The 26,653-nt window shown below is 43.4% G+C and carries 26 protein-coding genes; 7 read left to right on the forward strand and 19 right to left on the reverse strand.

The annotated features are described in order from the left end of the window. Positions 1-917: 917 nt before the first annotated feature. A complete protein-coding gene (locus tag AC1DPZ_RS02695; RefSeq protein WP_477401082.1) occupies positions 918-1,181 on the forward strand; it encodes an Imm32 family immunity protein in 264 nt (87 codons plus the stop codon). A 274-nt stretch (positions 1,182-1,455) separates the two neighbouring features. On the opposite strand, the gene AC1DPZ_RS02700 is transcribed toward AC1DPZ_RS02695, so the two are convergent. After that, entirely contained in the window at positions 1,456-4,044 is a 2,589-nt protein-coding gene (locus tag AC1DPZ_RS02700; protein WP_477401083.1) for a ligase-associated DNA damage response DEXH box helicase, read from the reverse strand. 230 nt (positions 4,045-4,274) lie between these two features. Further along, entirely contained in the window at positions 4,275-7,076 is a 2,802-nt protein-coding gene (locus AC1DPZ_RS02705; RefSeq protein ID WP_477401084.1) for a PKD domain-containing protein, read from the reverse strand. A 243-nt stretch (positions 7,077-7,319) separates the two neighbouring features. On the opposite strand from AC1DPZ_RS02705, the gene AC1DPZ_RS02710 reads away from it, so the two are divergent. After that, on the forward strand, positions 7,320-8,936 hold the full coding sequence (locus AC1DPZ_RS02710) for a Na+/H+ antiporter (protein WP_477401085.1): 1,617 nt from the start codon (positions 7,320-7,322) through the stop codon (positions 8,934-8,936). Between the two features lie 173 nt (positions 8,937-9,109). Here AC1DPZ_RS02710 and dnaA read toward each other — a convergent pair whose 3' ends face one another. The 3 genes from dnaA to AC1DPZ_RS02725 form a co-directional block, all read right to left on the reverse strand. Next, entirely contained in the window at positions 9,110-10,537 is a 1,428-nt protein-coding gene (gene dnaA / locus AC1DPZ_RS02715) for a chromosomal replication initiator protein DnaA (protein WP_091150538.1), read from the reverse strand. 433 nt (positions 10,538-10,970) lie between these two features. Next, the gene (locus tag AC1DPZ_RS02720; RefSeq protein ID WP_477401087.1) at positions 10,971-12,515 is read right to left on the reverse strand and encodes an acyl-CoA mutase large subunit family protein; all 1,545 of its coding nucleotides are present in this window, start codon (positions 12,513-12,515) and stop codon (positions 10,971-10,973) included. Between the two features lie 5 nt (positions 12,516-12,520). Further along, entirely contained in the window at positions 12,521-13,051 is a 531-nt protein-coding gene (locus AC1DPZ_RS02725) for a DUF7935 family protein (RefSeq protein WP_477401088.1), read from the reverse strand. Positions 13,052-13,144: 93 nt separating this feature from the next. Between AC1DPZ_RS02725 and AC1DPZ_RS02730 the strand changes: the two genes are divergently transcribed. Continuing rightward, positions 13,145-13,492, forward strand: coding sequence for a HesB/IscA family protein (locus AC1DPZ_RS02730; RefSeq protein ID WP_477401089.1), 348 nt, complete (start codon positions 13,145-13,147; stop codon positions 13,490-13,492). Between the two features lie 79 nt (positions 13,493-13,571). Here the strand turns inward: AC1DPZ_RS02730 and AC1DPZ_RS02735 are convergent, their stop codons facing one another. Continuing rightward, a complete protein-coding gene (locus tag AC1DPZ_RS02735) occupies positions 13,572-14,303 on the reverse strand; it encodes a TlpA family protein disulfide reductase (RefSeq protein WP_477401090.1) in 732 nt (243 codons plus the stop codon). A gap of 171 nt (positions 14,304-14,474) precedes the next feature. Here AC1DPZ_RS02735 and AC1DPZ_RS02740 point away from each other — a divergent pair, with 171 nt between their 5' ends. Beyond that, positions 14,475-15,713 carry an ABC transporter permease gene (locus AC1DPZ_RS02740; protein WP_477401092.1) on the forward strand — a complete coding sequence of 413 codons (1,239 nt, stop codon included), beginning with the start codon at positions 14,475-14,477 and terminating at the stop codon, positions 15,711-15,713. A gap of 98 nt (positions 15,714-15,811) precedes the next feature. On the opposite strand, the gene AC1DPZ_RS02745 is transcribed toward AC1DPZ_RS02740, so the two are convergent. The 10 genes from AC1DPZ_RS02745 to AC1DPZ_RS02790 all read right to left on the reverse strand — a co-directional run bounded on the left by AC1DPZ_RS02745 (position 15,812) and on the right by AC1DPZ_RS02790 (position 23,790). After that, positions 15,812-16,276 carry a phosphatidylglycerophosphatase A family protein gene (locus AC1DPZ_RS02745; RefSeq protein ID WP_477401093.1) on the reverse strand — a complete coding sequence of 155 codons (465 nt, stop codon included), beginning with the start codon at positions 16,274-16,276 and terminating at the stop codon, positions 15,812-15,814. 230 nt (positions 16,277-16,506) lie between these two features. After that, positions 16,507-17,328 carry a TerC family protein gene (locus AC1DPZ_RS02750; RefSeq protein WP_477401095.1) on the reverse strand — a complete coding sequence of 274 codons (822 nt, stop codon included), beginning with the start codon at positions 17,326-17,328 and terminating at the stop codon, positions 16,507-16,509. 39 nt (positions 17,329-17,367) lie between these two features. After that, on the reverse strand, positions 17,368-18,288 hold the full coding sequence (locus tag AC1DPZ_RS02755) for a hypothetical protein (RefSeq protein WP_477401096.1): 921 nt from the start codon (positions 18,286-18,288) through the stop codon (positions 17,368-17,370). Positions 18,289-18,503: 215 nt separating this feature from the next. Further along, positions 18,504-19,646 carry a toxic anion resistance protein gene (locus AC1DPZ_RS02760; protein WP_477401098.1) on the reverse strand — a complete coding sequence of 381 codons (1,143 nt, stop codon included), beginning with the start codon at positions 19,644-19,646 and terminating at the stop codon, positions 18,504-18,506. Between the two features lie 103 nt (positions 19,647-19,749). Continuing rightward, positions 19,750-20,364 (reverse strand): TerD family protein, encoded by a 615-nt coding sequence (locus AC1DPZ_RS02765; protein ID WP_477401099.1) that lies wholly within the window; start codon positions 20,362-20,364, stop codon positions 19,750-19,752. A gap of 4 nt (positions 20,365-20,368) precedes the next feature. Continuing rightward, entirely contained in the window at positions 20,369-20,923 is a 555-nt protein-coding gene (locus tag AC1DPZ_RS02770; RefSeq protein WP_477401100.1) for a TerD family protein, read from the reverse strand. Further along, a complete protein-coding gene (locus tag AC1DPZ_RS02775) occupies positions 20,913-21,758 on the reverse strand; it encodes a phosphoribosyltransferase family protein (RefSeq protein ID WP_477401102.1) in 846 nt (281 codons plus the stop codon). Before AC1DPZ_RS02775 ends, AC1DPZ_RS02770 begins: the two co-directional genes overlap by 11 nt. Beyond that, the gene (locus AC1DPZ_RS02780; RefSeq protein ID WP_477401103.1) at positions 21,758-22,447 is read right to left on the reverse strand and encodes an HAD family hydrolase; all 690 of its coding nucleotides are present in this window, start codon (positions 22,445-22,447) and stop codon (positions 21,758-21,760) included. The genes AC1DPZ_RS02775 and AC1DPZ_RS02780 overlap by 1 nt, the downstream gene beginning before the upstream one ends. A gap of 84 nt (positions 22,448-22,531) precedes the next feature. Then, positions 22,532-23,206, reverse strand: a complete 675-nt coding sequence (locus tag AC1DPZ_RS02785) for a TerD family protein (protein ID WP_477401105.1) — start codon at positions 23,204-23,206, stop codon at positions 22,532-22,534. Between the two features lie 8 nt (positions 23,207-23,214). Beyond that, positions 23,215-23,790 carry a TerD family protein gene (locus AC1DPZ_RS02790; RefSeq protein ID WP_477401106.1) on the reverse strand — a complete coding sequence of 192 codons (576 nt, stop codon included), beginning with the start codon at positions 23,788-23,790 and terminating at the stop codon, positions 23,215-23,217. Between the two features lie 131 nt (positions 23,791-23,921). Between AC1DPZ_RS02790 and AC1DPZ_RS02795 the strand changes: the two genes are divergently transcribed. Together AC1DPZ_RS02795 and AC1DPZ_RS02800 are read left to right on the forward strand one after the other, a co-directional pair. Next, complete coding sequence (locus tag AC1DPZ_RS02795; RefSeq protein WP_477401108.1) at positions 23,922-24,047, forward strand: hypothetical protein; 126 nt, start codon at positions 23,922-23,924, stop codon at positions 24,045-24,047. A gap of 41 nt (positions 24,048-24,088) precedes the next feature. Then, a complete protein-coding gene (locus tag AC1DPZ_RS02800; protein WP_477401109.1) occupies positions 24,089-24,499 on the forward strand; it encodes a DUF1801 domain-containing protein in 411 nt (136 codons plus the stop codon). Positions 24,500-24,511: 12 nt separating this feature from the next. Here the strand turns inward: AC1DPZ_RS02800 and AC1DPZ_RS02805 are convergent, their stop codons facing one another. After that, complete coding sequence (locus AC1DPZ_RS02805; protein WP_477401111.1) at positions 24,512-24,985, reverse strand: hypothetical protein; 474 nt, start codon at positions 24,983-24,985, stop codon at positions 24,512-24,514. 44 nt (positions 24,986-25,029) lie between these two features. Beyond that, positions 25,030-25,398 (reverse strand): winged helix-turn-helix transcriptional regulator, encoded by a 369-nt coding sequence (locus tag AC1DPZ_RS02810; RefSeq protein WP_477401113.1) that lies wholly within the window; start codon positions 25,396-25,398, stop codon positions 25,030-25,032. 106 nt (positions 25,399-25,504) lie between these two features. Here AC1DPZ_RS02810 and AC1DPZ_RS02815 point away from each other — a divergent pair, with 106 nt between their 5' ends. Then, entirely contained in the window at positions 25,505-26,389 is an 885-nt protein-coding gene (locus AC1DPZ_RS02815; RefSeq protein ID WP_477401115.1) for a PhzF family phenazine biosynthesis protein, read from the forward strand. A gap of 27 nt (positions 26,390-26,416) precedes the next feature. Here the strand turns inward: AC1DPZ_RS02815 and AC1DPZ_RS02820 are convergent. Then, the coding region (locus tag AC1DPZ_RS02820; RefSeq protein WP_477401116.1) for a hypothetical protein at positions 26,417-26,653 on the reverse strand (237 nt) is incomplete at its 5' end.

Genomic DNA, 26,653 nt, shown 5'->3' on the forward strand with positions numbered 1-26,653 from the left:
TTGATTGCCTGACATTGGGCAGTCCTAAAGGCATGGCGCATACTTAGCATGTGGGTCACAAGGCTGGAGCCTTGCGACAGCGGGGGAAATAAAATTAATACAATATGAATGTTATATATATATTGATAGGATCGGCCTTCTTGATTTACGGCATTTGGCAAACTGTAACGACGTTAAAGGTTTTCATAAAAGGGAAGCAAGATAAGCTCGGCGCTGACATTAAAATATTAACCGCAGGGGTTGGTTCGATAATTTTGGGTGTATTTATGATCTTAAGACACTTATAAAATGTCGATTGCTTCAGTTGCACCATGCTACCGCAAAGGTTTTTCGCTGCCGCAAGGTCCAGCCTTGTATATGATCAAGAAAATTTATTTCCCTATTCTTTTTGTAATTGAGCTTGTTATAATATACTTCCTATCGGGACCAATTATTGAAAATCCCGATCATAGCCTAAATATATTTGGAAGTAGACTTCAATTAGTATGTTTTGTACTTATACTCATTACTTGTTACGTTGTGGGTCCCAAATACCAGAAGCCAACAGCAATCGGGTTAATGTTTTATATATCGTATTTTTAATTATGGCGAGGAAGTTAAATTTTTTATAGTGTAGATTTGAAAAGAGGATTTTTGCCTCCAGCTATCGCAAGCGTTCTTCGCTGTCGCTATGAGGCCCCAGCCTTGCGCCAGCATGCGAATTTTTAAGAAAAGGATACAAAGAAGACGTTCCTGGAAGTGGCAGATACGTTTCGGCCGATGGGACGATGGTCGTTCGTATTGGAGAAAGCGATATTACTGGTAAACATGGTGGTGGCCCTCATGCTAATTTCGAAACTCTCAAAGCAAATCCAGCTAAGCCGGGTAAGATGATTGTTGATAAGAATTTCCATATTTACCTTACAAAATAATATTATATGAAAATTAATCTGGATATACCACAATACAGCGAATCAGATGGTTTAGTAAACCATTGGGAGCACAACTTTACGATTGAAGTATCCTTTAATAACAACGCAACTTATATAAAAGCAAATAAAGCAGGATTAGTATCACTTGCAATACAGCTTTTAACACTAGCACAAGACGGAGTTGAAGCTGGGCGACATTTTCATTATGACCACCACAATTCACTTGAAGAAGGCTCAGTAGATCTCATAATAGAAAAAACAGAATTATAATAACCCTGCTCTCCGAAGTCTTCCCCGCTGTTCGAATGTCTTCGAACGACTATGCCTGTAGTTTAAAACTACGGTGTGTATAGCTATAACAATGGTAGCCGGCAGAACCCCTTGTTGCGGTTTTGTTGCGGTTTTCATTTTATGACAATTCTTAATTTGCTGATTGCTAAATAGATAACATTTTTTACTGTTTCACCTGTTGCGAACGCAACAGCTTTTAAAATCTTGATTCTAAATTATAGCTCCGGATACTCCTGAAAACGCAGTCATCTGCCTAAAATCCTTTCTTCCGGGTAATTCCCGGCTTCCTGCTTTTCTTATTATCGCCAGTAGCGCCAACACCCTCGGCGCCGTAGTTACGGGCCATTTTGGCTATGCGCTCTTCCATGGTTTCGGTGGTAAGGCGCTCGCGGCCCAGGCTGTCAACCATAATGGGGAAGGCAAATGGGGTAGGTCGCTCAATGGTTTTCAGGGTAATGGTTTGGGTACCAATGCGCTGCAAAGCCGCCCTCAGCCTAAACTCTTCCAGCTGGAAGGCCAATGCCTCGTTATAGGCCTGCCGTACCAGCAGGTTATCCGGCTCGTACTCGGTAAACACCTCAAACAACAGCGAGGTAGATGCCTGTAAATGCTTGTTCTTCACCAGCTGACCGGGGTAGCCTGTGAACACCAACCCACCTATATGCGCTATATCCCTGAAACGCCTGCGGGCCATCTCGTTGGCGTTCAGGCTATGCTGGATATCGTCGAGTAGGTTGTCTATCGAGAAGAAGCTGGCATCCTCCAGTACTTGCTCAATGGGCACATCTTCATCGGTAAGTAGCTCAAAACCATAGTCATTCATGGCGATAGAGAAACTGGCTGGCTTTATTTTACTGATGCGATAGGCCAGCAGCGATGCCATGCCCTCGTGTACCAACCGACCCTCAAAAGGGTAAAACAGCAGGTGGTGCCCCTCCCGCGATTTAAAGGATTCGATCAAAAACTCATGGCTCTGTGGCAGGTGGGATAACTCCTGTTGTAGTTTGAACAGCGGTTTAAGCGCGATTACTTCTATATCCTTTTCGATGCCATGCGCCACCTCATCAAGCTTTTCCCGGAACACGGCTGATAGCTGGGACGACAAAGGCATTCGCCCGCCATTCCAGCTGGGGATAATGCCTTTGGTAGAACTAGATTTTTTAACATAGGCGGTCATCTCCTTTACCCGGATAAATTCCAGGCTACGGCCGGCGAACCAGAACGTATTGCCCGGTTTCAGTTTCGATACAAAGGATTCCTCAATAGTACCCAGACTGCCGCCGCTAAGCCATTTTACCCGGATGCTCAACTCGCTGGTAATGGTGCCTATACTTAATCTATGCCGCATTGCCACCCGGCGATTGTTTACTTTATACAGGCCGTCCACAATCTCCACCTTTAAAAACTCATCATACTGCGCCAGGGTTTTGCCGCCGGTGGTTATAAAATCCAATAGCTGACCGAACTCGTTTCGGGTGAGGTCGGCAAAGGCATAAGTGCCTTTTACTTCCTTAAACAGGTCTTCGGCCCTGAAACCATCCGATACCGCCAGCGTAACCATATACTGGATCAGCACATCCATAGTAAGCAGCATCGGGTCGCGGCTTTCAAAAATTCCTTTCCTGATAGCCTCTTTCAAAGCCGCGCCTTCCAATAGCTCAAGCGAATGAGTTGGCACAAAGTACGCCCTCGATACCGCGCCGGGGTGGTGACCGCTTCGCCCGGCACGCTGCATAAAACGGGCAACACCTTTCGGACTGCCCACCTGCACTACAGTATCTACAGGGCGAAAATCAACCCCAAGATCAAGGCTCGAAGTACATACAACTACTTTCAAAGCTTCGGCATGCAGTGCCTGCTCCACCCAATTGCGCAGCTCGTTATCCAGCGAACCGTGGTGCATAGCCATAATGCCGGCATACTCCGGGTAATTATCCAAAATGGCATGGTACCAGATCTCGGATTGCGAACGGGTATTGGTGAATATCAGGGTTGTTTTACTGCGGGCAACAATCTCCATTACCTGCGGCAATAGTTTTAAGCCGATATGCCCGGCCCATGAATAATTCTCCACGTTATCCGGGATAATGGATTTGATCTCCAGTTTTTTCTCCAGGTTGGCCCGTACCATTTTGATCTTTTCCGGGGGGAAATCATTACCTAACAAAACTTCTGCGGCCTGCTCTAAGTTGCCAATAGTAGCACTGATACCCCAGATACGGAGTTGGTGGTTTGCAGTTTTATCCGGAAGCTCATTTCCCATCACTGCAAGCGGAGAACTGCCAATTGAGGCGAGTGCCTTGAGGCGGGACAAGCCCAACTCCACCTGCACGCCTCTTTTAGTTCCCAGTAATTCATGCCACTCATCAATCACCACCACCTGCAGGTTGCCGAACATTTTGGGATATTCTTTTTGGGCCAGCATCAGGTGCAGGCTTTCGGGGGTGGTAAGCAGTACTTCGGGTAGTTTTTTCTTGAGCGCGGCTTTTTCAGCAGCCGAGGTATCACCGGTTCGGGTGGCAATTTGCCAGGGCAGGCCCATCTCATCGCAGGCCTCCTGCATGGCTTTGCGGATATCGTTGGTTAAGGCGCGCAGCGGGGTTATCCACAGCATGAGTAAGCCGTTATTCTTTTGTGTGGAATAGGTATCGGGATGTTTATTAATAAAATCGGCCAGGAAAGGCAAAAACAAAGCATAGGTTTTTCCGCTGCCGGTAGGCGCGTTTAGCAAACCGGAGTAGCCGGCCAGGTATGCCGCTTCCATTTCCTGCTGAAACGGGAACTGATGCCAGTTTTTTTGCTTGTACCAATGCTGTATAACCTGCCGGCCTTTTTCTATCATGGTTTATTTTAACAAAGGAATAACACTTTAGTTGGATAATCAAAAAATTACCAAGAACAGAAATAGAAAAAAATAATAACCTGAAACAAAACACAGGCTATTAATTTAGCGCATTTTAATGCATGTAAGTTATTGATTGAAGTAAAGGACAGCGTTTATGTTGTCCTTTACTTTTTTAAACCCGGTTAGATATCTTATTTATCGCATATGCCCCGATACCCTGACTGTTATCATCGGATTATTGTCAGCGAACCCGACAAAGTGCTTCGGCCATGTTTTGGGTTGATTATATAATAGTATACCCCACCCGGTATCGCCGAGCCTTTGTAGGTGCCATCCCAGGGGACAGTATACCCCACGGATGCAAATAATTTGGCTCCATAGCGGTTATAAACATCAACGGTACAATTGGCATAGGTATCCAGGTATTTAATGTTCCATTGGTCGTTAACACCATCGCCATTGGGCGAAAAAGCGTTTGGTATTACCGGTCCCTGCAACACAAAAACTTTTAGCTGTCCGCTTACCGTGCACCCTGCGCTGTTGCTTACTGTGAGGGTATAAGTGGTATCCTGCAGGGGAGTAACGGTTGGGTTTAATGCGGTTGCATCATCCAGGTAAATTGCCGGTGTCCACGAATAAGTAAGGCCGTTGCCACTGGCTGTTGCCGGCAGGTGCGCGCTGCCGCCAGAAAGTACTGTAATATCTGGGCCTACGGTAATAACCGGTATGGGATTAACCGTAATGGTTTGGCTGGCGGTAGCCGGGCAAGTGTTTGTAGCGGTATAAACATAATTGATGGTAAATGTACCAGCCCCTGAGGTGGCAGGATCAAACAAACCGGTGCTGCTTACACCAGTGCCCGTATAAATACCTGTACCAGCTACACCGGCAATTTCCTGAGCCGCCAATTGCACTGTGCCTCCATTGATACACACGGCCGATGGTGCGGTGAAAGTTAACTCGGGCACCGCCAGTAAAGTGATGGTTTTATCCATTATGGATACGCAGCTGCCGCCCGAATAAGCTATCATTCTCACCTGGTAGTTTTGCGTTGCCGGGGTATGGAATGCGGCATAAGTATGGTAATATAGCTTGCCATAAGTTGGGCTTTCGTCTGTAACTACGGTAATTGGATTGTTCCCATAATCATAGTACCACTCAATTTTGGTGATGCTGCCAAAATCTACTGTTGATGTATTGGTGAATGTAACCTGTTGATCGCTGCAAAGTGCTGATGAGTTTGCCATCGTGAATGAGGCAACAGGTATTGATCCGTTAACAGTGAAACGTTGGGTTATGGCAGATGTACAGCCACTTGCGGATGTTACGGTAAGCGTTACCTGGTATACCGCCGCCTGGGTGTATTTATGCGATGGGTTTTTTAGTGTGGATGTATTGGGGTTGGCGGTTGTTGCATTTACATCGCCAAAATTCCATAAATAGGTAAAGCCGCTGGTTGTATTATCGGCAATGGTGCTGTTATCTGTAAAGATGGCCGATGCATCGGCCAGGCAAACATCGGGCATGGTGAATGCAGCAACCGGTAATGGATTTATGGTGATGCTTTTGGTAATGGTGGCCGTACAGCCGCCCGAATTGGTTATGGTAAGCTTTATACTATAAGTACCGGCGGTACTATACAGATGCTCAAATGCTGTGCTGCTGGTTTTGGTTTCAGTTGTGCCGTCGCCATAGTTCCAAAGCCAGCTGGTGATGGTTCCGGTACCGGTAGTGGACTGGTCTGTAATAGTAACTGCTTTTGTTAAACAATCGGGTGTTGAAAAACTGAATGCCGCAACCGGCAGCGCACTGATATTGATGGTTTTGGTTATTACTGATGGTGTACAGCCGGTATTGCTGGCTACCGTGAGCGTAACCACATAAGTGCCAGTTTGGGTATATGTATGCGAGGGATTTTGTAATCCCGAGGTTTGCCCGTCGCCAAAATTCCATGCCCATGAAGTTATTGTTGATCCGTTAGTAACAGAAGCGTCTGTGAATACGGTGGCAGTGCCCAGGCAGGTAGGGTCGGGCACGGTAAATGCGGCCACCGGCGACGGCGTTACCGTTAAGGTAAGGTTATTAGATGCCACCACGCAATTGGCAGAGGTGATATTATCTGTTATAGCCGAAACCAGCCGGTACTTATACGTGCCTGCGGTGGTGGGCGCGGTGATGGTGTAGCTTGTTGCAGTACCGGCGGTGCTCAGGTCGGTCCAGCTGCCATTTGTATATATTTGTAGTTTTTGTACATAGCCGCTGGCCAGTGTGCTGGTGGCCTTTATGGTATAAGTTTGTGCCGAGCCTGCACAGGTAGTCTCTGTACCACTGGTTGATTCTGCAAACACAGCTGAAACTGTTGAACCATAAGGACTAAAGGTAATATCATCAACCGCGAAATCGTTGCCCTGCGTGCCGCTGGCATTGCTTACCAGTTTAATTACTACATCGCCGGTACCCGCAGGCAGGGTAAAGTTGGCGGTATAGTTATGCCAAACATTGCCGGTGGGTACATCACCGGTTGATACGCCGGTGCCAAGTTCGGTTACCCCATCGGCAGCGTAAATATGGAAAACCATGTTGGGCAATATTCCGCCAGATGCCAAAACGTTTTTAATCCAGACGCCAAACTGGTATTGTGTGTTACCGCATAAGCTGGTGATTTTACGGGTATAAACTGTGCCTGCCTGCACGTTGCCGTTTACCACCATCATATAGCCGTTGGTATTGCCGGTTGTTTCATAGTCATGGTCATAGCTGGTAACAAAACCACCATGTACCGTAGTGTTACTTTGATTGGTAATGGTATAGTAGTTTTCGCCTATCTGGCCACTGCTGCTGTAAACATAGGTGGTTGTGCCCGAGTCGGCCGATAAAGCCCCGGCCCGCGAAGCTGTACCTGAGCCAAAAGTGATCTTAACAACCGGGTCGCCCAGGCTTTGCGCTTGTACCTGGCGACAAAAAAATAGTGAAAGTAAAAAACATGCGATAAGTGCAAGATTTTTTTTAGGTTTTAAAGCAACCAACATTTATAAGCGTAATTAATTATGGTGGATTGGCGCAGCTAAGCTCGCGGCTGTTTAATAACACGTGTAATAAGCAGCTATCAAGCTTAAAGATGTTTCAAAAAGCGGATATTCAAAATTAAGTATCGATTAACCGGCACTTTGAATCGGTAAACGAAGGATGAAGATTTTACTGCCCGATCCCTGCACCAACTTATCTTTACATTAGGGTAATTATTGTAAATTAGTATTTCAAGCAATCTGCCTATGCATTACCTTATTATTCAATACACCTGCCTGCTGGCCATTATTTTGTTTGTGGTTATGCTGGCACAAAAAATTAAAATTGCATATCCCATTCTACTGGTGCTGGTGGGTTTGCCACTGGGTTTTGTACCCGCTTTGCGCGGTATAGAAATTGATCCCGAATTGATCTTCGTGATATTTTTACCGCCATTACTTTATGAATCTGCCTGGAACACATCATGGAAAGATTTTTGGAAATGGCGCCGGGTGATTTCCAGCTTTGCTTTTCTAATTGTTATTGTAACTTCCTGTGTTATCGCTTTTGTATCGCATAGTGTGATACCTGGCTTTACATTGGCGGCGGGCTTCCTGCTGGGCGGTATTATTTCTCCGCCCGATGCGGTATCGGCCACCAATATTTTGAAAAACATCAAAGTACCCAAACGCTTCGTTACCATTGTAGAGGGCGAGAGCCTGATGAACGATGCATCCAGTTTGGTTATTTTTAGGTTTGCACTGGCCGCGATAACTACAGGAACTTTTGTATTTAGCCAGGCTGCTATCAGCTTTGTTGTGGTTATTGTAATGGGGATAGTTACCGGGTTGGCAGTTGCTTTGGTTTTTTATGCCATTCACCGCTGGCTGCCAACTACCACCAATATTGATATTATCCTCACTTTTATTACCCCATACGCCATGTATATAGCCGCCGAAGAGTTTCATTTTTCGGGTGTGCTGGCGGTAGTAAGCGGCGGCTTGTTTCTATCAATCAGGCGCCAGGAAATTTTTACCCACCGCAGCAGACTGCAGGGCATTAACGTTTGGGAGACTGTAGCCTTTGTACTCAACGGTTTTGTTTTTTTGCTGATTGGGCTGGAGTTCCCGGTGATCATTAAAGCGCTGGGGACAGATGGCTTAGGGCCTGCAATTGAATACAGCCTCATTATTACGGGAGTACTTATTGTTACCCGGTTGCTAAGTACTTATGGTGCCACTATTTTTACCATGTTCATCAGCCGCTATATAACAACCGCCGACCCAAGCCCGGGTTGGAAAGCGCCGCTATTATTGGGGTGGACGGGCATGCGCGGTGTGGTATCGCTCGCTGCTGCGCTGAGTGTGCCTGTTGTGCTGCAATCCGGTGTCGCGTTTCCGCAGCGTAACCTAATTTTGTTTATTACCTTTTCGGTTATTATGGTTACGCTGGTATTGCAGGGCTTAACCTTGCCTGTGCTGGTAAAGTGGGTAAACATGCCCGATCCGGATTATACCATCTCATTTGAACAGCAAAAACAGTTGGTCCGTAAAAAACTATCGCACCTGTCGTTACAGTTATTAACAGATAATTACGCCAGTCAATTAGAAAATAATGACATGGTAAAATCGCTCCACATCAGGTTAAATGCCGATATGGAATTGCTCAAAGATTGGGAACTGGGCGACAACGCCAAACGCGCCGAAGATTATTATAAAGATTACCGTGAAATTATGGCCCACCTGATGCGCGAGCAACGCCAGTTGTTGCAAACGCTAAACAAGAAGGAAAGTGTTAATGACGATATTGTTAAACAACAACTGGAACTGCTTGACCTGGAAGAAGAGAAGCTAAGGCAGCATTTTGCTTTTGGCGAAGAGTAGTTTTTTGAGGGGATGGGGATAATTGGAGAGGGATGTTGGACGTGGGCCCGACAGGGGAGTTTTAGCCCCGGTTAGTTTACAACCTTTTTTTAGCCAGATTCTACCCCATGCCCCACAAAAAAGGCCCTGCATATTAAATGCAAGGCCCCATAGCAATATGATTATTAGGTCAGTTACGACATTTTTAGCTTTTTCTGAATGTCGGCAACATAGCCTTTGAATTTCTTATCGGTATCAATCAGATCCTCCACTGTTTGGCAGGCGTAGATCACAGTAGAGTGGTCGCGACCGCCAAAGAAATGGCCGATTGATTTTAATGAGCTTTTGGTATGCGCTTTGGCCAGGTACATTGATATTTGGCGGGCCTGCACAATTTCGCGCTTGCGGGTTTGTGATTTCACCATTTCAATAGGTACTTCAAAGTACTCGCAAACCAGGCTTTGGATATACTCCATTGAAATTTCTTTGGATGAGTTCTTCACAAAGTTTTTCAACATTTGTTTGGCCAGGTTCAGGTCTATTTCCTTGCGGTTAAGGGTTGATTGTGCAAGTAATGAAACCATGGCGCCTTCCAGTTCGCGTACATTGTTATCAATGTTATGGGCTACATATTCAATAACATCGTTTGATAGTTCGATGCCGTCTTGGTAGATCTTGTTCTTCAGGATAGCCATACGGGTTTCCAGGTCGGGGATCTGCAGATCGGCCGATAGTCCCCATTTAAATCTTGACAGTAATCTTTCTTCCAAACCAGCCAGGTCCTTGGGGGCTTTGTCTGATGTGATGATCAGTTGTTTGCCGCTTTGATGCAGGTGGTTAAAAATGTGGAAGAAGAAATCCTGCGTTTTTTCTTTACCGGCAAAGTTATGTACATCATCCATAATGAGTACATCAATGGCCTGGTAAAAGTTCACAAAATCGTTAATGTTATTATGTTTCAGTGCGTCAACAAATTGTTGTGTGAATTTCTCGCACGATACATAAAGTACCAGTTTATCGGGCAGCGAACGCTTAATCTCGTTACCGATGGCCTGGGCAAGGTGTGTTTTACCTAAACCTACGCCACCATAAATCATTAAAGGGTTAAATGAAGTTCCACCCGGTTTTGCGGCTACAGCGTAACCTGCAGAACGGGCCAAACGGTTACAGTCACCCTCAACAAAGTTTTCGAAGGTGTAGTTTCTGTTCAGTTGCGGATCTACATTTAATTTTTTTAAGCCGGGTATCACAAAAGGATTTTTAATATCCTTATTGATTGAAATAGGTATCGGCATTGACTGATACTTTGACTCGGCGCCGTTTCCGTTCGAGGGCATATTAGTTGTATAGGGTTTACTTGATGATGATTGCTCAACAACAATATTATACTCTAAACGCCCTTCATCCCCTAATTGTTTTTTTATTGTTTTGCGCAGTAAGCCCACATAGTGCTCTTCAAGCCATTCGTAAAAAAACAAACTTGGTACTTGTATGGTCAATACACTCCCCTCCATTCTCAAGGCTTTTATCGGCTCGAACCAGGTTTTAAAGCTCTGTGCCGGTATGTTGTCCTTTATGATCTGAAGACAGCTATTCCAAACGTTAGTACAAGTTTTTTCCATGTATATATAAGTAATTATTTGATTTCCAATCCCTCAGCCAACATCTTTTGGGACTGCTACGGAACATCGAATATTGCCAAAAAAAACGTATAAAAAAATTAAATTTTCACTTTTTTAACAATTCTCAAGTTATCAACAAAAGTTGTTTTTAAATATAAAAATTGTATATAACGCATTGTTTTTTGTTAAAAAGTGCAATTTTATAATTTTTTAATTAAATAATTTTMTTTTAGATTTTTCAAAGAAAAACGCCAAAAAAACAGCGTTTTTCTTTGTTACTTATACGCCAAAATTTTGGCAATTGTTGGGCTATTTCAGCCGTTTGCGTCGCACTAAAAACTAAAGCACCGGATTAGTGCCAAATAAAACTAAAATTTGATATTTATTAAATGCGGCAAAGTATACTCACGGTCTCAAAAGCCACATTGTAATATTAGTACTCCCCAAAAACGCTGCGCAAGGTATCAGCGATCTCCCCTAAGGTAGCATAATTTTCAACCGAAGACACTATAAAAGGCATTAAATTTTTAGTGCCCAAAGCAGCCTCTTTTAATAGCTGTAAATTGTCTTTAACAGCCTGGTTATTTCTTTTGTTTTTAAGTTTTATAATTTTTTCCATTTGCATTATGCGGATGGAATCATCAACCCTAAACACATTTGCATGAATATCCTCCTGCTGGGTAAATTTATTTACGCCCACCAAAACTTTTTCGCCGCTCTCTATTTCAACCTGGTATTGGTAAGCCGATGCTGCTATTTCCTGCTGAATGTAATCCTGCTCAATAGCCTTAACTGCGCCACCCATGGCATCTATTTTATCTAAGTATAATTGTGCTGCGGCTTCAACCTCGTTGGTAAGGGCTTCTATAAAATAAGACCCGGCCAGTGGGTCTACCGTGTCAGTTACCCCGCTTTCAAAGGCGATGATCTGTTGGGTACGCAAAGCTATTTTTGCCGCCGCTTCGGTAGGTAATGACAATGCCTCATCATAGCCGTTGGTGTGCAATGATTGCGTGCCACCCAATACCGCTGCCAGCGCCTGGTTGCTAACGCGTATGATATTATTAAGCGGTTGCTGAGCTGTTAAGGTAGAGCCGCCTGTTTGGGTATGGAAACGAAGTTTTTGGGCCCCAGCATCGGTTGCTCCCAAATCCCTGGTAATATGTGCCCACATGCGTCTTGCCGCCCTGAACTTGGCTATCTCCTCGAAAAAATTATTATGGCAATTGAAAAAGAAAGACAGACGTTTGGCAAATACATTTATATCTAATCCCTTATCCAGTGCTGCCTTTAAATAAGCCTTGCCATTAGCTAAAGTAAAAGCCAGCTCCTGAACCGCGGTTGAACCAGCCTCACGGATGTGGTAGCCCGATATAGATATGGTGTTCCATTTGGGTACTTCGTTGCTGCAGTATTCAAATACATCGGTAATGAGGCGCATGGATGGGGTAGGCGGGTATATATAAGTACCGCGCGCGGCGTATTCCTTTAATATATCGTTTTGTACCGTGCCCGAGATCTGCCGCAGATCGGCGCCTTGTTTTTTGGCAAGGGCGATATACATGGCCAGTAATATAGGCGCGGTGGCGTTGATGGTCATGCTGGTGGTAATATCCTTTAGCTGGATACCATCGAACAGTATCTCGATATCTTCTAATGAATCTATGGCTACGCCTACCTTGCCAACTTCGCCCTCTGATAGTTCATGGTCACTGTCGTAACCAATTTGTGTAGGCAGATCGAACGCTACGGATAAACCGGTTGTGCCCTGGCTTAATAAGTAATGGTAACGTTTGTTTGATTCTTCGGCTGTTGAAAATCCGGCATATTGGCGCATGGTCCAGGCTTTGCCCCGGTACATATCCTTTTGGATACCGCGTGTAAAGGGGAACTGGCCCGGCAGTTCGTCCATATTGGATGGCCCGGTATAAACCTCCTTGATTTCGATACCCGATGTGGTGCTGAATTTTTTAGCCATTGCGTTTAAAATAATTCTTCGAGATCCTGCCTAACCAGGTTGACGGCTATTTCGTACGGATCATCTTCCAGCTGACTCAAATGGATCAGCACGGTTTTACTCAGCTCCATGCCGGTTGAATTTTCTGGCAGGGCTTTTACAGCATTGTTCACCAGGCTCAGGGTATCTTCCTTAACACGTTTTAGTACAGCCCAAACCCGGCTGCTCACATAAATTTGCTGGGTAATGTTATGCTGAAACTCGTTACGGATCTCGTTTACAACGATGATGTGCAGTTCGGCTGCTGATAAACTGCCAACATTAAGGCGGATAAGCATATTAGCAGGGTTAATGCGCTCTATAAATAAAACCACCCGCTCATAAGCCTGTAAACGAAGGGGCAATGTTTGGTTGCCCGCGCTGCGTTTAAGCTCCAGTATTTGTAGTTGGCTTTGTTTATCCAGGTAGGGCTTAAACAGGTAAAAAGCTATCCATACTACGCCGGCTCCGGCAATGGTAAATTTTAAAATATCAAGTAAATAAAGCGGTGTTAGCATGTTTTGTTAAAATGTTAAGCTGAAGTCATAAAATACCTGTGGATGTAAAAATCCACATTTTACCTTATATTTGTATAGTTAAATAAAAATAAGATGAGTACTGCTGTTGAAATTGCCCCGGTATCCTTTACAGAAGGAGCCGTTAAAGAACTTGTTAAATTGAGGGATCAGCAAGAGATAGGTGAAGACTTTGGCCTGCGTGTTGGTGTTGAAGGCGGTGGCTGCTCGGGCATGAACTACGTTTTAGGCTTCGATCAAAAAAAGGATGGCGACCAGGAATTTATTATCGATGGCATAAAAGTATTTATGCATAAAGCACACGGCATGTACCTGATGGGGATGCAAATCAATTTCCAGGATGGCTTAAACGCGCGTGGTTTTACTTTTAACAACCCCAACGCCGCCAGCACCTGCGGCTGCGGAACTTCGTTCGCGGTCTAAAAGAATAAGCACGGAAAAATAAAAGAACAAAAAAAATTGAAGGTAGCCAATCGGTTGCCTTTTTTGTTGCACATGAATTTTACAAATCCTTGCACTTACTTATCGCTTCATCAATAAACTTTTCCCAGTGAGGGCCGTAACCTACGGTGTTTAACTGGATGATACCTTGTTTATCAACTACCATATTAAGCGGGTATTGGTGAATTCCTAATGGGTTTGTAAAATCGCGGCCATCGGGTACCTGGTGATAGGCAAAGGGTGTATCTTTTATAAACTTTTCGATATCGCTTTTGCTATCCAGGCAAATACCTATGAAAACGATGTTTTTATCATCGGTATATTTGGCCACAAGCTTATTTAGTTCAGGAATCTCCTGCCTGCATGGTGGACAATCAATAAACCAAAAGTTTAATACCACAATTTTGCCCGCCCAATCCTTTGATTTAAGTTTGAATTTATTAATATCGGTAACCGTAAAAGGATCAAGTGATTGTTCGCCATTTTTAAACGGGCCGGTGGTTGGCGACGGCATATTAGCCATTAGTGAGGCTATTTGCTGCTCCGACAGTTTTTTTAAAACAAAACAGGTATCCGTTTCATTGGCTTGCCTGCCAACAAGGCTATATTCGCCGGTTATCAGTTTACTGTGCCACTCATCAAAAGGCAACGTTTTCCCCGCCGAATCGAGCACCAAAGCATATTTATTGGGTGCGCCAAAAGGTCTTATTTTGGTAGAAGGGCTACCATTTTGTGCATAACCAGAAAAACGGCAGATAGCAGCAAATGCGAACAATACAATATAGAATTTCATAAGGCGGTATTTATAGAACTAATATATTATTTATTGAGCAAATGTTTTAATGATATTTCAATGATATTTGGCTTGCGAATTTGATATTACCAACGTAATAAAAACATTTTTGATGCTGTAACAAATTGGTATAGCGCTTAGTCATATGGTCAAGTTTTTTATTTTGATAGCATGCCGGTAAAAACCTCTCTCAGAGAAAATATTTCTATAGCGTTACAGTCCATTGCCGGTAACAGGCTGCGTACATCGCTTACCGCGTTAATTATTGCTATTGGCATTATGGCCCTGGTGAGTATTTTAACCGCTATTGAGGGCATCAGGCAGTTTACTAATGATGCTTTTGCTGATCTGGGCGCCAACTCGTTTACTATCCAAAACCGTGGCGAGGGTTTAAATTTTGGAAGCGGGGGCCACAGTAAAGTATACCCATCCATTACTTATGACCAGGCCGACCGCTTTAAAAAAACCTTTAAGCTACCTGTAATAGTTGCTGTTAATTTGGATGTTACCGGTATAGCGATAGCCAAATTTGGCAGCGAAAAAACGAATCAGAATATTTCTGTTTCCGGATCGAACGAAAACTACCTGGCCACCAGCGGTAAAAAGCTATCCTTTGGCCGTAATTTTTCAACCTCCGAGCTGGAACATGGCTCAAACGTGGTGCTTATAGGCGATGAGATTAAACAAAAACTTTTTAAACATACCGATCCTGTAAACCAAAATGTTTTTATTGGCGGCAATAAATATAAAATAGTTGGGGTAATTGCTTCAAAAGGTTCAAGCTCATTTGGGGGAGATAAATTTTGCATCATTCCAATATTAAAGGCTAAACAGATAGATACCAATAAAAATGCATCATATACTATTACCATTAAAGTAAATAGCCCCGGAGCCCTGGATGCAACAATTGGTGAGGCTACCTCATTATTCAGGAACGTGCGTAGCCTTAATGTAGCTAATGAAACTAATTTCGAGATCTCGCGAAGTGATTCTGTTCAGCAGCAACTTTCAAGCCAGATAGCCGGTATTACAATTGGTGGGTTTACCATTAGTATTATTACACTAATAGGTGCTGCAATAGGGCTCATGAACATTATGCTGGTGTCTGTTACCGAGCGTACCCGCGAAATTGGAGTACGTAAAGCTGTTGGCGCCACGCAAGCGGTAATCCGTAAGCAATTTTTAATTGAAGCCATTGTAATCTGCCTAATGGGTGGAGCGGCAGGCATTATACTTGGCATGGCTGCAGGTAACGTAATTGCGGTTCAAATAAGCGGAACGTTTGCTATACCCTGGGGCTGGCTCGTATTCGCCGTGGTACTTTGTACTTTTATCGGACTGATATCCGGCTATTACCCGGCCAAAAAGGCCGCCAAGCTCGACCCGGTTGAGGCTTTGCGTTACGAATAAAGCTGAGGGTATTTAATGTAGAGATGCATATTTGCGACCCGGACTGTACGGGGCAAATATACATGGCTTCTTGCATGTAGGAGACGCAATCATGCTCCCTACAATAGGAATTTCATCCAAATCAAATATCCAACCCATAGCAAGATGTTGGAGTAAACACCGGCCAGCACATCATCCATCATAACACCGGTGCCACTTGGGAGGGCTTCCATCTTACGGATCCCCAACGGTTTTACAATATCAAAAAAGCGAAATAATATCAGGCCCGCTAATAAAAAGTAAAGGTTTTGCGGGATGAACAGCATTGTAATAAGCATGCCGGCAACTTCATCTATTACCACGCGCGAGCTGTCTTCGCCCCAGTCGGGTTCAACTTTATTGCTTACATAAACGCCCCATAGGGTTATAACAATAGTGRTTGCCAGTAAATAAAGCGGATTTTGAAGAGCTGCACACCGCCACAACAACCAGATCGCTCCGCAGGTAACTATGGCCGCATAAGTGCCGCCACCCTTTAAAAAACCTATGCCGAATATGGAGGCTATTATTTTGTTAAATTTCATTTTGTCATTAGTCGATAATGCAGCTTTAAATTTATACATCGGGTTTAACCCCTGCCTCTCCTTTTCCCAAATGTCATTGAGCTAAGAGGGTTTTCACGCAAAGACGCTAAGACGCAAAATGATTTGCTTATTTTTTCTTACGCCCTGGCGCGGAATTAAATTTTTACAACTTCAGCTTTTTTAACTGCAAACCGGCTTGTGCAAACTGCCGATTCAAAACCGCCCACTGTTTATTGCTTATCTAAAACATCCTCCGCGGCCTCAGCTACTTCCGGTTCAATGGTGTGGCGTTTGGGAAAGTTAAACAGCAATGATGTTAATACAGGGATAATGAATAATGCTACGGTAAATATTGAGGTGAAAATATCAGCGCCTTCACCCTCCATCATTTTGGAAAAGCCGGTTTCGGGGTAAAAATGGATGTATAAAGACGAGGACAGTTTTAAACCAAGTACACCTATTACAATAAAAGCAACGGTTTCCAGGAAAGTGAATTTTTCCATCAGCTTAACAAAGGCTTGTGCCACAAAACGCATGGCCAGGATACCGATGAATACACCGATATAGATTAATGCCACATGATCGGTAAAAGCTACCGCAGCAAAAACGTTATCGATAGAAAAGGCAAGGTCCATTAGCTCAACCAAAGCCACAGTAGCCCAGAAAACGCCGAAAACGCCGACTGTTGATTTATACAGCCAGTTTTTGCTTTTATCCACCTCTTCTTCTTCTCCACCRGCATTTGCTGCTTGTATTTTACCTTTAAAATAATCAAAGCTAAGGTATATAAGGTACAGCCCGCCAATAGGTTTTAACCACCATATTTTCACCAGCCAGGCTGCTAAAAACAAGCATACGCCACGCAATACATATGCGCCAATGATACCATACCTTAGCGCCTTTTTACGCTGATCTTTTGGCAGATCAAGTACCATGGTGGCCAGTACGGCCGCATTATCAACAGAGAGCAGGCTCTCAATAAGTATTAAGTTTAATATTACGAGCAGGCCCGCTTTAATGTCGGGGCCTAAAATTGTGTGTAAAAAATCCATATTTAAACAGGGAATGTATTTTTGTTAATGTTAAATAAACTAAATTAAATCGGTATTCAGCATACTTTTTAAAATATTGGCCTGAACATCAATATTGGTAATGTCGTCAAGGAAACTAATGTCCGAGATCTTTTTATAATTATCGGCAAGCAAATTCTTTATCTCGGGTGGCATGTACACCTTCATAGCTGCTGCATTACCTTCCAGCTTGTCGTTCTTGTTCTTAAGCTCATAAACCAATTGTTCTTTTTTAGAAAGATTGGTCGACATATCGATGTTGGCGATTTTGGCCACATCAAAAAACACAAACAGGCTATCTGACGGGGAATATAAAAAATGTCGGTCGGCATCAATAAACTTGTACACCTCAATAACCTGGCTGCCCGATTTTAATCCACAATAAAATTCGGTTTTAAAATCATATTTACACAATACGCCCATCAGCTTGCGCTGTATGGTAGCATATTCATCTTTATAAACATCCTTAATATCGTATGCTGTTACCTCCTCAACCAGGTCGTTACTGATGGTGTAAAAAAAATCGGCAGCAAACCTGGAACTAAAGGAATTGATGTTTTTTGAAAGTGGGTTTTCTGTTGAATCGTCAGACAGTACCTGGAACAGCTTGCGTAGTGAAAGATTGATTTTTAAGGCCTGCCTTTGCTTTTCGAGGTTGAAATTAGCCTGCGTATAGGTAGGGTCATTCAGCCTTTCAATCATTTCTTTATTGATCTGGACCTCATCAAACAGCAGGCTGATATTACCCTCATTATTCTTCTTGATCTTGCGGAGCAGGTCGATCAAACTTTGGGTAAATTGCAGGTGAAACAGGTCGAGCTTGTTGATATCCAGTTCGGGGTTGCTCTCAAACAGTTTATGGATCACCTGGCTGCGCAGGTAAATTTTATAAATAATATCGTCGCCAAAATACACAGAAAGCAATTGCAGCTTACTGAGCATTCTGTTGCTTTGATTTAGAATATTTAACCGGTGTTCATCCATGTACTAAGTACAAAACTACGAAAAAAGAAACCTCGCCCAAACCTTCTGCCAATTGGCAGAGGTGCCTTAAAGCAAAATCGCCTGTGGGTACAGGCGATGAGGTTTAAAATCCTTATTAATATTAATCCCGTCACTGCTTCGTGCCTCGTAACGTGGTTTTTGTGAGCGGGCGCCTAAGCGTTAGTCACATGCTTCTTCAACTCTGTTTCCAGCGTTTGCAACTCTGTGTTAAGTACCTTCCTGTTAGCTGTGCCTTCATCATGGATGCGTTTTACCTCGGTAAGGGTTTCTATCAGGGATGCAGTGGTGCGTTTCAAGGTATCTAATGATACTACCGTTTTCTCGTTCTCGCGGGCTACGTCAATGCTGTTTTGTTTAAGCAGCTCGGCATTTTTTTGCAGGATGGTGTTGGTTGTATCCGAGATCTTTTTCTGCATCTCCACGTTTTCCTTTTGCCTGTTAAGGGCAACGGCAATAGTTAGCTGATTTTTCCAAACCGGGATGGTAGTTGATACGATAGATTGTGCTTTTTCGGCAATGGTGGTATTATTGCTTTGCACTATGCGGATTTGTGCCAGCGACTGCATCATGATAAAGCGCACCACTTTCAAATCGGCCAGGCGTTTATCAAGGCGGTTCACAAAATCGCGCAGGTCGGCAATTTCGTAATCGTTATAGGCCGATGGGTTGGCATCCATTTGTGCCAGCTGCTCGTTCAGCTCATTGTACTTTAACTGACCCGATATAATAAGTTCCTCCATCTGGTGAATGTAGGTTACATTGCTATCAAACATGGTTTGCAGCGAGCTGTTATCCTTTAATGAATTTACACGCCCGGCCTTGATCTTATTGGTGATCTTATCGATATTGTTGATAACGGTATCGTACTTCTGGAAAAGTTTTTTGGTATCAAATACCAGTTTTTTAACAAAAGGGATATGCGATATAAAGGAGGTGAACGCGTTTTGGTTCAGCTCATCTACGTCGATGTAGTTCAGCTCGGTAAGCAGATCGTTAATCAGTAGACCAACCTCGCCCGAGTTATAGGTACGTACCGAGGTTAAAAAGTTGTTGCTGTATTTCTCCATCGAAGCCTGCACATCAGTACCGTAATTCAGGATGGAGTTAACATCTTTCGGGTCGAGTGCTTTAGCCACCTCGCTGTATTTTTGAACTTCGGTAGATGAAATATTGCTCAGGTCTACATTCCCTTCTTTATCCAGCAGCTTTGCCGGGGTGGTAGTGCCCGGGGCAGGAGTAATGTCCAGGTTTACCGGGGTTATATTTATTGGGTTGTTATTGGGTGTGCCTTCCATTTTGTTAAGTTTTTGATAGTGAATTGTGAGTGGTCAGCGGTGAGGTGTAAGTAGTGATTTGATTTACATTCCGCAAAACTCACCACCCACTATTCACCACCCACTATAAATAGTTCTGTGTTACTGTTTTAACGGTTTCTTCCAGCTTGCGGTCGCGCGTTGGTTCGCCTATTGCGTTAAATTTCCATTCGGCGTTCTTTTTGTAAAATACGCCCAATACCATAGCCACGTGGCCTGCAAAATCCTTACTGTTGGCAATGTCATAAGTAGCAAATACTTCGCTAACGCGGGTTGGTGTACCTTCGTAAATGCGGATAGATGCAAATGGTATCGACGCAAAATCCTGCCCGCGGAAACTGTTCAGCATAAAAGCCACATAAGTTACTGAGGCAGGAAGGCCTGAAAGATCAACCGTGATCACTTCATTATCCAAACCGTCATTACCGTTTAAATCGCCGGTAAGGTCATCGCCGCTGTGTTTTACCGAACCGTCTTTTGATTTTAAGTTACCGAAATAGATCACATCCACCAGGCGTTTGCTTTCATCAAACAACGCACAGCTGGCATCCAGATCCACGGCCTCTTTAGTTGCACCAAAACCGAACATGCCTTTCTTTTCGATAGCGCCCCAGTTGATGCCTATACAAACACTTTGTAATTTACTGCCGTTACTTTTTTCGAGACTGATTCGTTGTCCCTTTTGAAGATTGATTGCCATAATTTTATTGGTATTTGGTTAAGTAATCCTGTAAGCCGCCTTTCATGCCAACACCAACAGCTTCAAATTTCCAGTTGTTATCTTTTTTGTAGATCCGGCCAAATTCAACGGCGGTTTCTATCGAGAAATCCTCTTCCAGCTCGTATTTTAAAATTTCGGTATTGGTGGCTGCATCAAAAATCCGGATAAAGGAATTGCGAACCTGGCCAAAGTTTTGTTTGCGTGCCTCGGCCTCGTGGATGGTTACCACAATGCAGATCTCAAATACTTTAGCATCTGCTTTTGACAGATCTACCTTGATTTGCTCATCGTCACCGTCGCCGGCACCGGTAAGGTTATCGCCGGTATGCTCAACTGATCCATCGGGAGATATAAGGTTGTTGTAGAATACAAAATATTCATCGGCCACCAACCTTTTGTTATCGCCCAAAATAAATACCGAAGCATCTAAATCAAATGCGCTGCCGGTTGATGAAGTATTGGTATCCCAGCCCAGCCCTATGGTAAATTTAGGGGCATTTATAGCTTCGCGCTGGCCTTTTTGCAAATTAATTGCCATGTTTAATTAAATTTTTGTTGTTTATAAATAGGTTGCCGGTAATAAAGTTAAGGTTTTTGGCGTAGGCGTCAATAGTATGGTAGCCATTGCCCAAAGCCATATCATACAGCAAGTTTACAAAATCCGCAGTTTGGTTTTGTATAAAAATGCTGAAACAATCAGAATTATAATTCAGGATATATTTTACTATCCTGGTATTGATGCAAAAGTTACCGCTTTGGATAATAGGCTCCAGATCAAAAATGGTTTTTACCTGGTGATAGTTCAAAAAGTTTTCGATATTGGGATGGATGTTTTTGTTTACCAGTTCGGCAAAGTAAAGCATATAGATGTCATTATTTAAGCCGTTGGCATCAACCATTTTCATGATCATGCGCTCGTGGCTGCCGGTGATCTTGATATCATCCAGAAATATCAGCGTTTTGTTGGTCAAAAAACCCTTATCGATATGGAACGAATCGTTACCGATGAGGTTTATCCTTTGCTCTGCATCCAGTTCGCCATAATCCTCTTTGTAAGTAATAGTGCGGTGCACCTTGGTTTCCTGTACTACAGGGTAGCCATGTTGCGCCAGCCAGCGGTTAAGTCTGTACACAAACCAGGTTTTCATAGCAAAAGTAGCTGTTGGGATAAACGAGTACGGACTTGATATCACCACAATTTGCTGTGAGATGGGTTTTATGCTCAGGCTTTGCTGTATAAATCCATTTGCCAAAGCGGTGCCAAAATCGCGGGCTACAGCTTCATCGCCAAATTTAAAACGGCTGTAGCTATCCGGGCAAAACCCAAATTGCGTTGCGTTATCAATATGATGTAATGACCAGGTTGCGTTCATTAACTTATTAAGCTTAAAATGGATTGGTTGTTTGAGTTGATAAGCAAACTTTTTATGCCTGCCGCGTTGGCGCCTTCAATATCAGCCTTAGGGTTATCGCCTATGTGGATGATGCTGTTTAAATTGATATTTTTATTATTCTGTTTTATATGCTGTAACATTAAATCAAACAATGCCGGGTTTGGTTTCGACATCCCTGCCTCATCAGAATACAGCTGAAAATCAAAGTATTCGTTCATCTTTAATTCCGCCAGTATTTTTCTCAATGTTACTCCCTTAATAAAGCCGGTATTACTTAATAAACTAAAGGTACTGCCGCTTTGTTGTTTTAGATGCTGCAACGTTGGAATTGTTACAGATGAGTATACCACAGGCATATAGTAAAACAGCAGCTTCTCCATATCCTGGTACAGTTTGGCAGTGTCGATATCCGCAAGACTTAACTGGTTATCATTAATAAGGCTGATTACCATGAGGTACATCTCATCAGCATCAATGTTTTTGCCGGTATTTTCGTTCACGGCATTGCACATCAAATCTACCTGCCTGAAGGCTTTTGCAACCTCATCGATACTTTTACCCGCCGGGTTAAAATCCCGGTGGAATATCTTGGTCCGCTCGATCTTGAAATAGGGATTAGATTTGATCAATGTAAGCCAGAGATCGAAGGAGTAATGTTGGTAGGGCATAGGTTAGTCGTTAGTTCGAAAGTCTTAAATCGAAAGCCGCAATTTAGCATTTCCTTTTAAAACTATCGACTAACGACTCCATACTTAGTACTGTTTCAACAGCTCTAAAAAATTATCGGTAGCAAACGGCTCGCCAATTGCGCGGAATTTCCAGGTGCCATCTTTGCGGTAAACCTCGGCAAATTTCATTGAACACATGCCGTTATAGGTGGCGTCGCCTGATAGGCTGAATTTAGCTATCTCTTTGCCGCTATTGTCTACCGCGCGGATAAACGCGTTATCAACCATGCCAAAGTGCTGGCTGTTCCTTTGCCCCTGGTATATGGCTACAATAAACAGGATACGGTCGAACTTTGGGTCGAGTGAATCAAGTTTTACGATGATCTGCTCATCGTCGCCATCACCCGCGCCGGTACGGTTATCGCCGGTAAGCCAGATATGGTTTGATGGGTGCCTCATGGAATTGAAGTAAATCACATCGCCTTCATATAAGCTTACTTTATTGCCATTGGGCTTTTGCCAGGTGCGGCCCCTATCTGCCACCTTTCCATTTTTATCTAACAGGAAGGCTATGGCATCAAGGTCATACTCCACCTCTTCGCCGCCGCCACCAAATAGTTTGCCTAAAAAGCCGCCGCCATTGTGGTTTTGCCTTACATCCCAACCTAAACCAATGGTTACCGAAGACAGATCGAAGCTTTCGCCTTTATCATTTTTACGAAGATCAATAGTTTGACCTTTTACCAGATTTATTGCCATTGTATTGCTTATTTAATGATCTGTCCTTTAAAATATTTGCTTAAAAAGAAGGCCAGGTCTTCTTTATAACCCACGCCCGATGCCTCAAATTTCCAGGCCCCGCTGCGGCGGTATAACCTGCCAAATTCGATGGCTGTTTCGATAGAGAAATCCTCGCCTAACTCGTATTTGCAAACTTCGCTGCCGGTTTGCTCGTCAATAATACGGATATAAGAATCGCGTACCTGGCCAAAATTTTGCCTGCGGGCCTGCGCCTCGTGTATGGTTACCACAAATAATATTTCCTGGATCTTGGGATCTACCTTAGTCAGATCGATATTCATGGATTCATCATCGCCGCCATCGCTGTTACCGCCCGATGGATCATCGCCGGTATGGTGAACCGCGGTATCTGGAGAGTCGACATTATTATAAAAAACGAAGAACTCATCCTGGGGTACAAAACGGTTGGCATCTATCATAATTGCCGATACATCCAGGTCGAAATCGTAACCTGTGCCTTCGTTGGGGTTCCAGCCCAAACCAACTGTCATTTTCGACAGTCCGATATCTATTTTTTGTCCTTTTTGAAGATTAATAGCCATTGTTATAATGTTTATATAAAGACATGCAAATCCCTTTAATGTTACGAAAATGCATGTGTATTTTGCCTCAATTGAGGCCCGAAATATTAAACTAAGATATACGTTTTTTGATTGCGAAATATGAATTAAAAATGAAGAGAGAGAACCTGGCATTTGCCTTAAATATCAGGGAGTTTCGCACCAATACGCCATTGAATTCCGGCAATAGCTACCTCCTGATAATGATAGCCGCTTTGTGTTTTAATGTCTTTGCGTGAAAAAATGCCTAACTTGATTTCCGATAGACCTGCAAACAATCATGGCAAAATTACCACCCAAATCAAACACCGAACAGGTAACAGAATACATCCGAAAACTGGAGGCGCCGGTTGCCGAAATTGTGGAAGCTATCCGGCAGATTGTTTTGAGCACCCACCCGGAAATTGGCGAGGAAATAAAATGGAATGCGCCAAGTTTTTTGTATACCGGTGAGATGAAACCCTTCAACCCAAAGGAATATAAAAGATACATTATTGTGATGAACCTGCATAAACGTATCCTGCTGGTTTTCCCAGGCGGGGCAAAGGTTAATGATAAAAGCGGATTATTAGAAGGCGATTACGCCGATGGCCGGAGGTTGGTGTATATAATGGATATGGACGATTTGAAAAGCAAAGAAGCCGGGATCAGGAGAGTGATACTGGATTGGCTGGCCCTGGTGGAAAAGTAAGTATGTTGTGATTTACTTCTTCGTCTTCTTTTCTCTTTTTTTTGTCAATGCCATTTTGGTAATGGTTTTTCCCTCAACAATGTCTTTAGGGTTTTTGATTTTTGCCAGTGAGTTTTCCCAGGCTTGCTCAACCAGGGCAGTGATATAATCGCGCGGAAATTCGTCTAAATTTTTTACAAATATATACCTGTATCGGCTACCATTGCCCAACAGAAGTTTTTGCGGATCGGCAAGTTCTGATCCCCAGTAAAAGCCGAAGTGTACACCTTCATTGATGCGGTACACCGCTATGGAACAAAAGGTATGCCCCAGCTTTTCCGTAGGCGACCAGCCGAACGCCAAAGCATTATAATTATCGTATATGAGTTCGTTGGCCTGTGGGTATAAATCCCACACAAATTCGCGCAGCCACAATACTTTCCCCCTTACCTCCGGCGAAAATTCATAAAGGAACCTGAGCAGATCGGATACTTCTTCTTTTGGCATGGCTGGGGTAGTTTATTAAAAATGTATTAATATTAATACTAACATCAGGCTTTGATCTTTTGTCTATGGTTTAATCCCCATTGTACCAATGTGTCGGTAACGGGTAAAACACTCAGGCCGTAATCGGTAATAGAATAATTTACGGTGATAGGCCGTGTATCCATTACCGTTCTGGAAATAAGCAGGTTCATTTCCAGGTCCTGCAATTCTTTAGATAGCATTTTGGCCGAAATTCCTTCAACTTCGCGTTGGAGCTTTTTAAATGTATTTTTCTCGGCCGAGCGGTTATTCAGGTGGCGCATGATCCTCAGTTTCCATTTTCCGCCCAATATTTCCAGGCTGTCTTTAATGGCAGCTAATTCCTGGTCGCAGCTTGCTTCCTGTATAGTTCCGTTTATGTTGATAGTGGCCATAGTAAATAATTGATAGTTAACTAAAGGTAACCGGTTACCTTTAGTTAACCCATAACAAAAATAAACTATCCCGTTTTAATTTTGGCACCAGGTTAATTAAATAAAAATGAAAAAACTTAATTATTACGTGCTCGATGTATTTACAGATCAGAAATATAAAGGCAATCAACTATCTGTTGTTTATAGCGACGATGAACTTGAACTGAGCGAGTACCATGCTATTTCAAGAGAGTTCGGCTATTCCGAAACTTCTTTTGTAAGCTATTCAACAACAGAAAATGCATTAAAGGTACGCTCTTTCACCCCTGCAGAATTTGAAGTAATTGGCGCCGGGCATAACCTATTGGGCGCGGTATGCCTGGCTTTAATAAAGGGCTGGGATATTTTTAAACACCAGGTCGGGCCGCCATCGGTAATAATAAAGGATACGAGGATTCCGCTCCGGGTGACCGAAGACGCTGGCCTCCCGTACGTTGCGATGAAACAACAACCGGCTAAAGTGATCAGAACAGTACCTGCTGATGTGGTTGCTAAAGCCGTGGGGCTAAAATCCGAAGATTTAAATTTAAACGGCTGGGAAATTAACGTAGTTGAAACAGAAGTTGCGCATTTAATGGTGCCGGTAAAAGATGTGGAGGCATTACAAAATGCGGTACCCAATAAAGCGCTTTTAAAGCAGGCTTCTGAAAAATATGGTTTTGAAGGTTACTACCTGTTTACCACAAATAACCCGGATGCAGGGTATGTTGCCGAAACAAGGTTTTTTAACCCCGGTATCGGGATTGATGAGGATCCGGCAACAGGTACAGCAGCCGGACCTTTGGCCGGTTACCTGGAAAAGTTAGGGTATATTAAGCAGGAGCAGGATTACCGGATTTTACAGGGTACGGCGGTTAAGCACCCTTCATCAATTCATGTTAAAGTTTCGGAGGATGGTATTTGGGTAAGCGGATCTTCTGTTATCGTTATGGAAGGAATTATATACCTGTAAAAAACGGATCAGGCGGCTAAATAAGTATTATTGTTTTTCATAATAATCCACCGGTGCATCGGCGGCGCTCCCAATAGCACCGCCCAGGCTAAACTTGTTTCCGTTAAATCCTATATATTTTGCCTCGCTGCTATAATCATTATCAAAAATGATGCGGTTAAGTTCAGTGCCGTTTACCTTTTCTTTAAACAATTTGTAAGTTCCGCTTTTCTGTAGCGCATGTTTAAGATAATATTTGTAATTGGTAGCCGAAAAGTTGTAAAC

It is taken from the genome of Mucilaginibacter sp. P4_G9 (assembly GCF_056400985.1).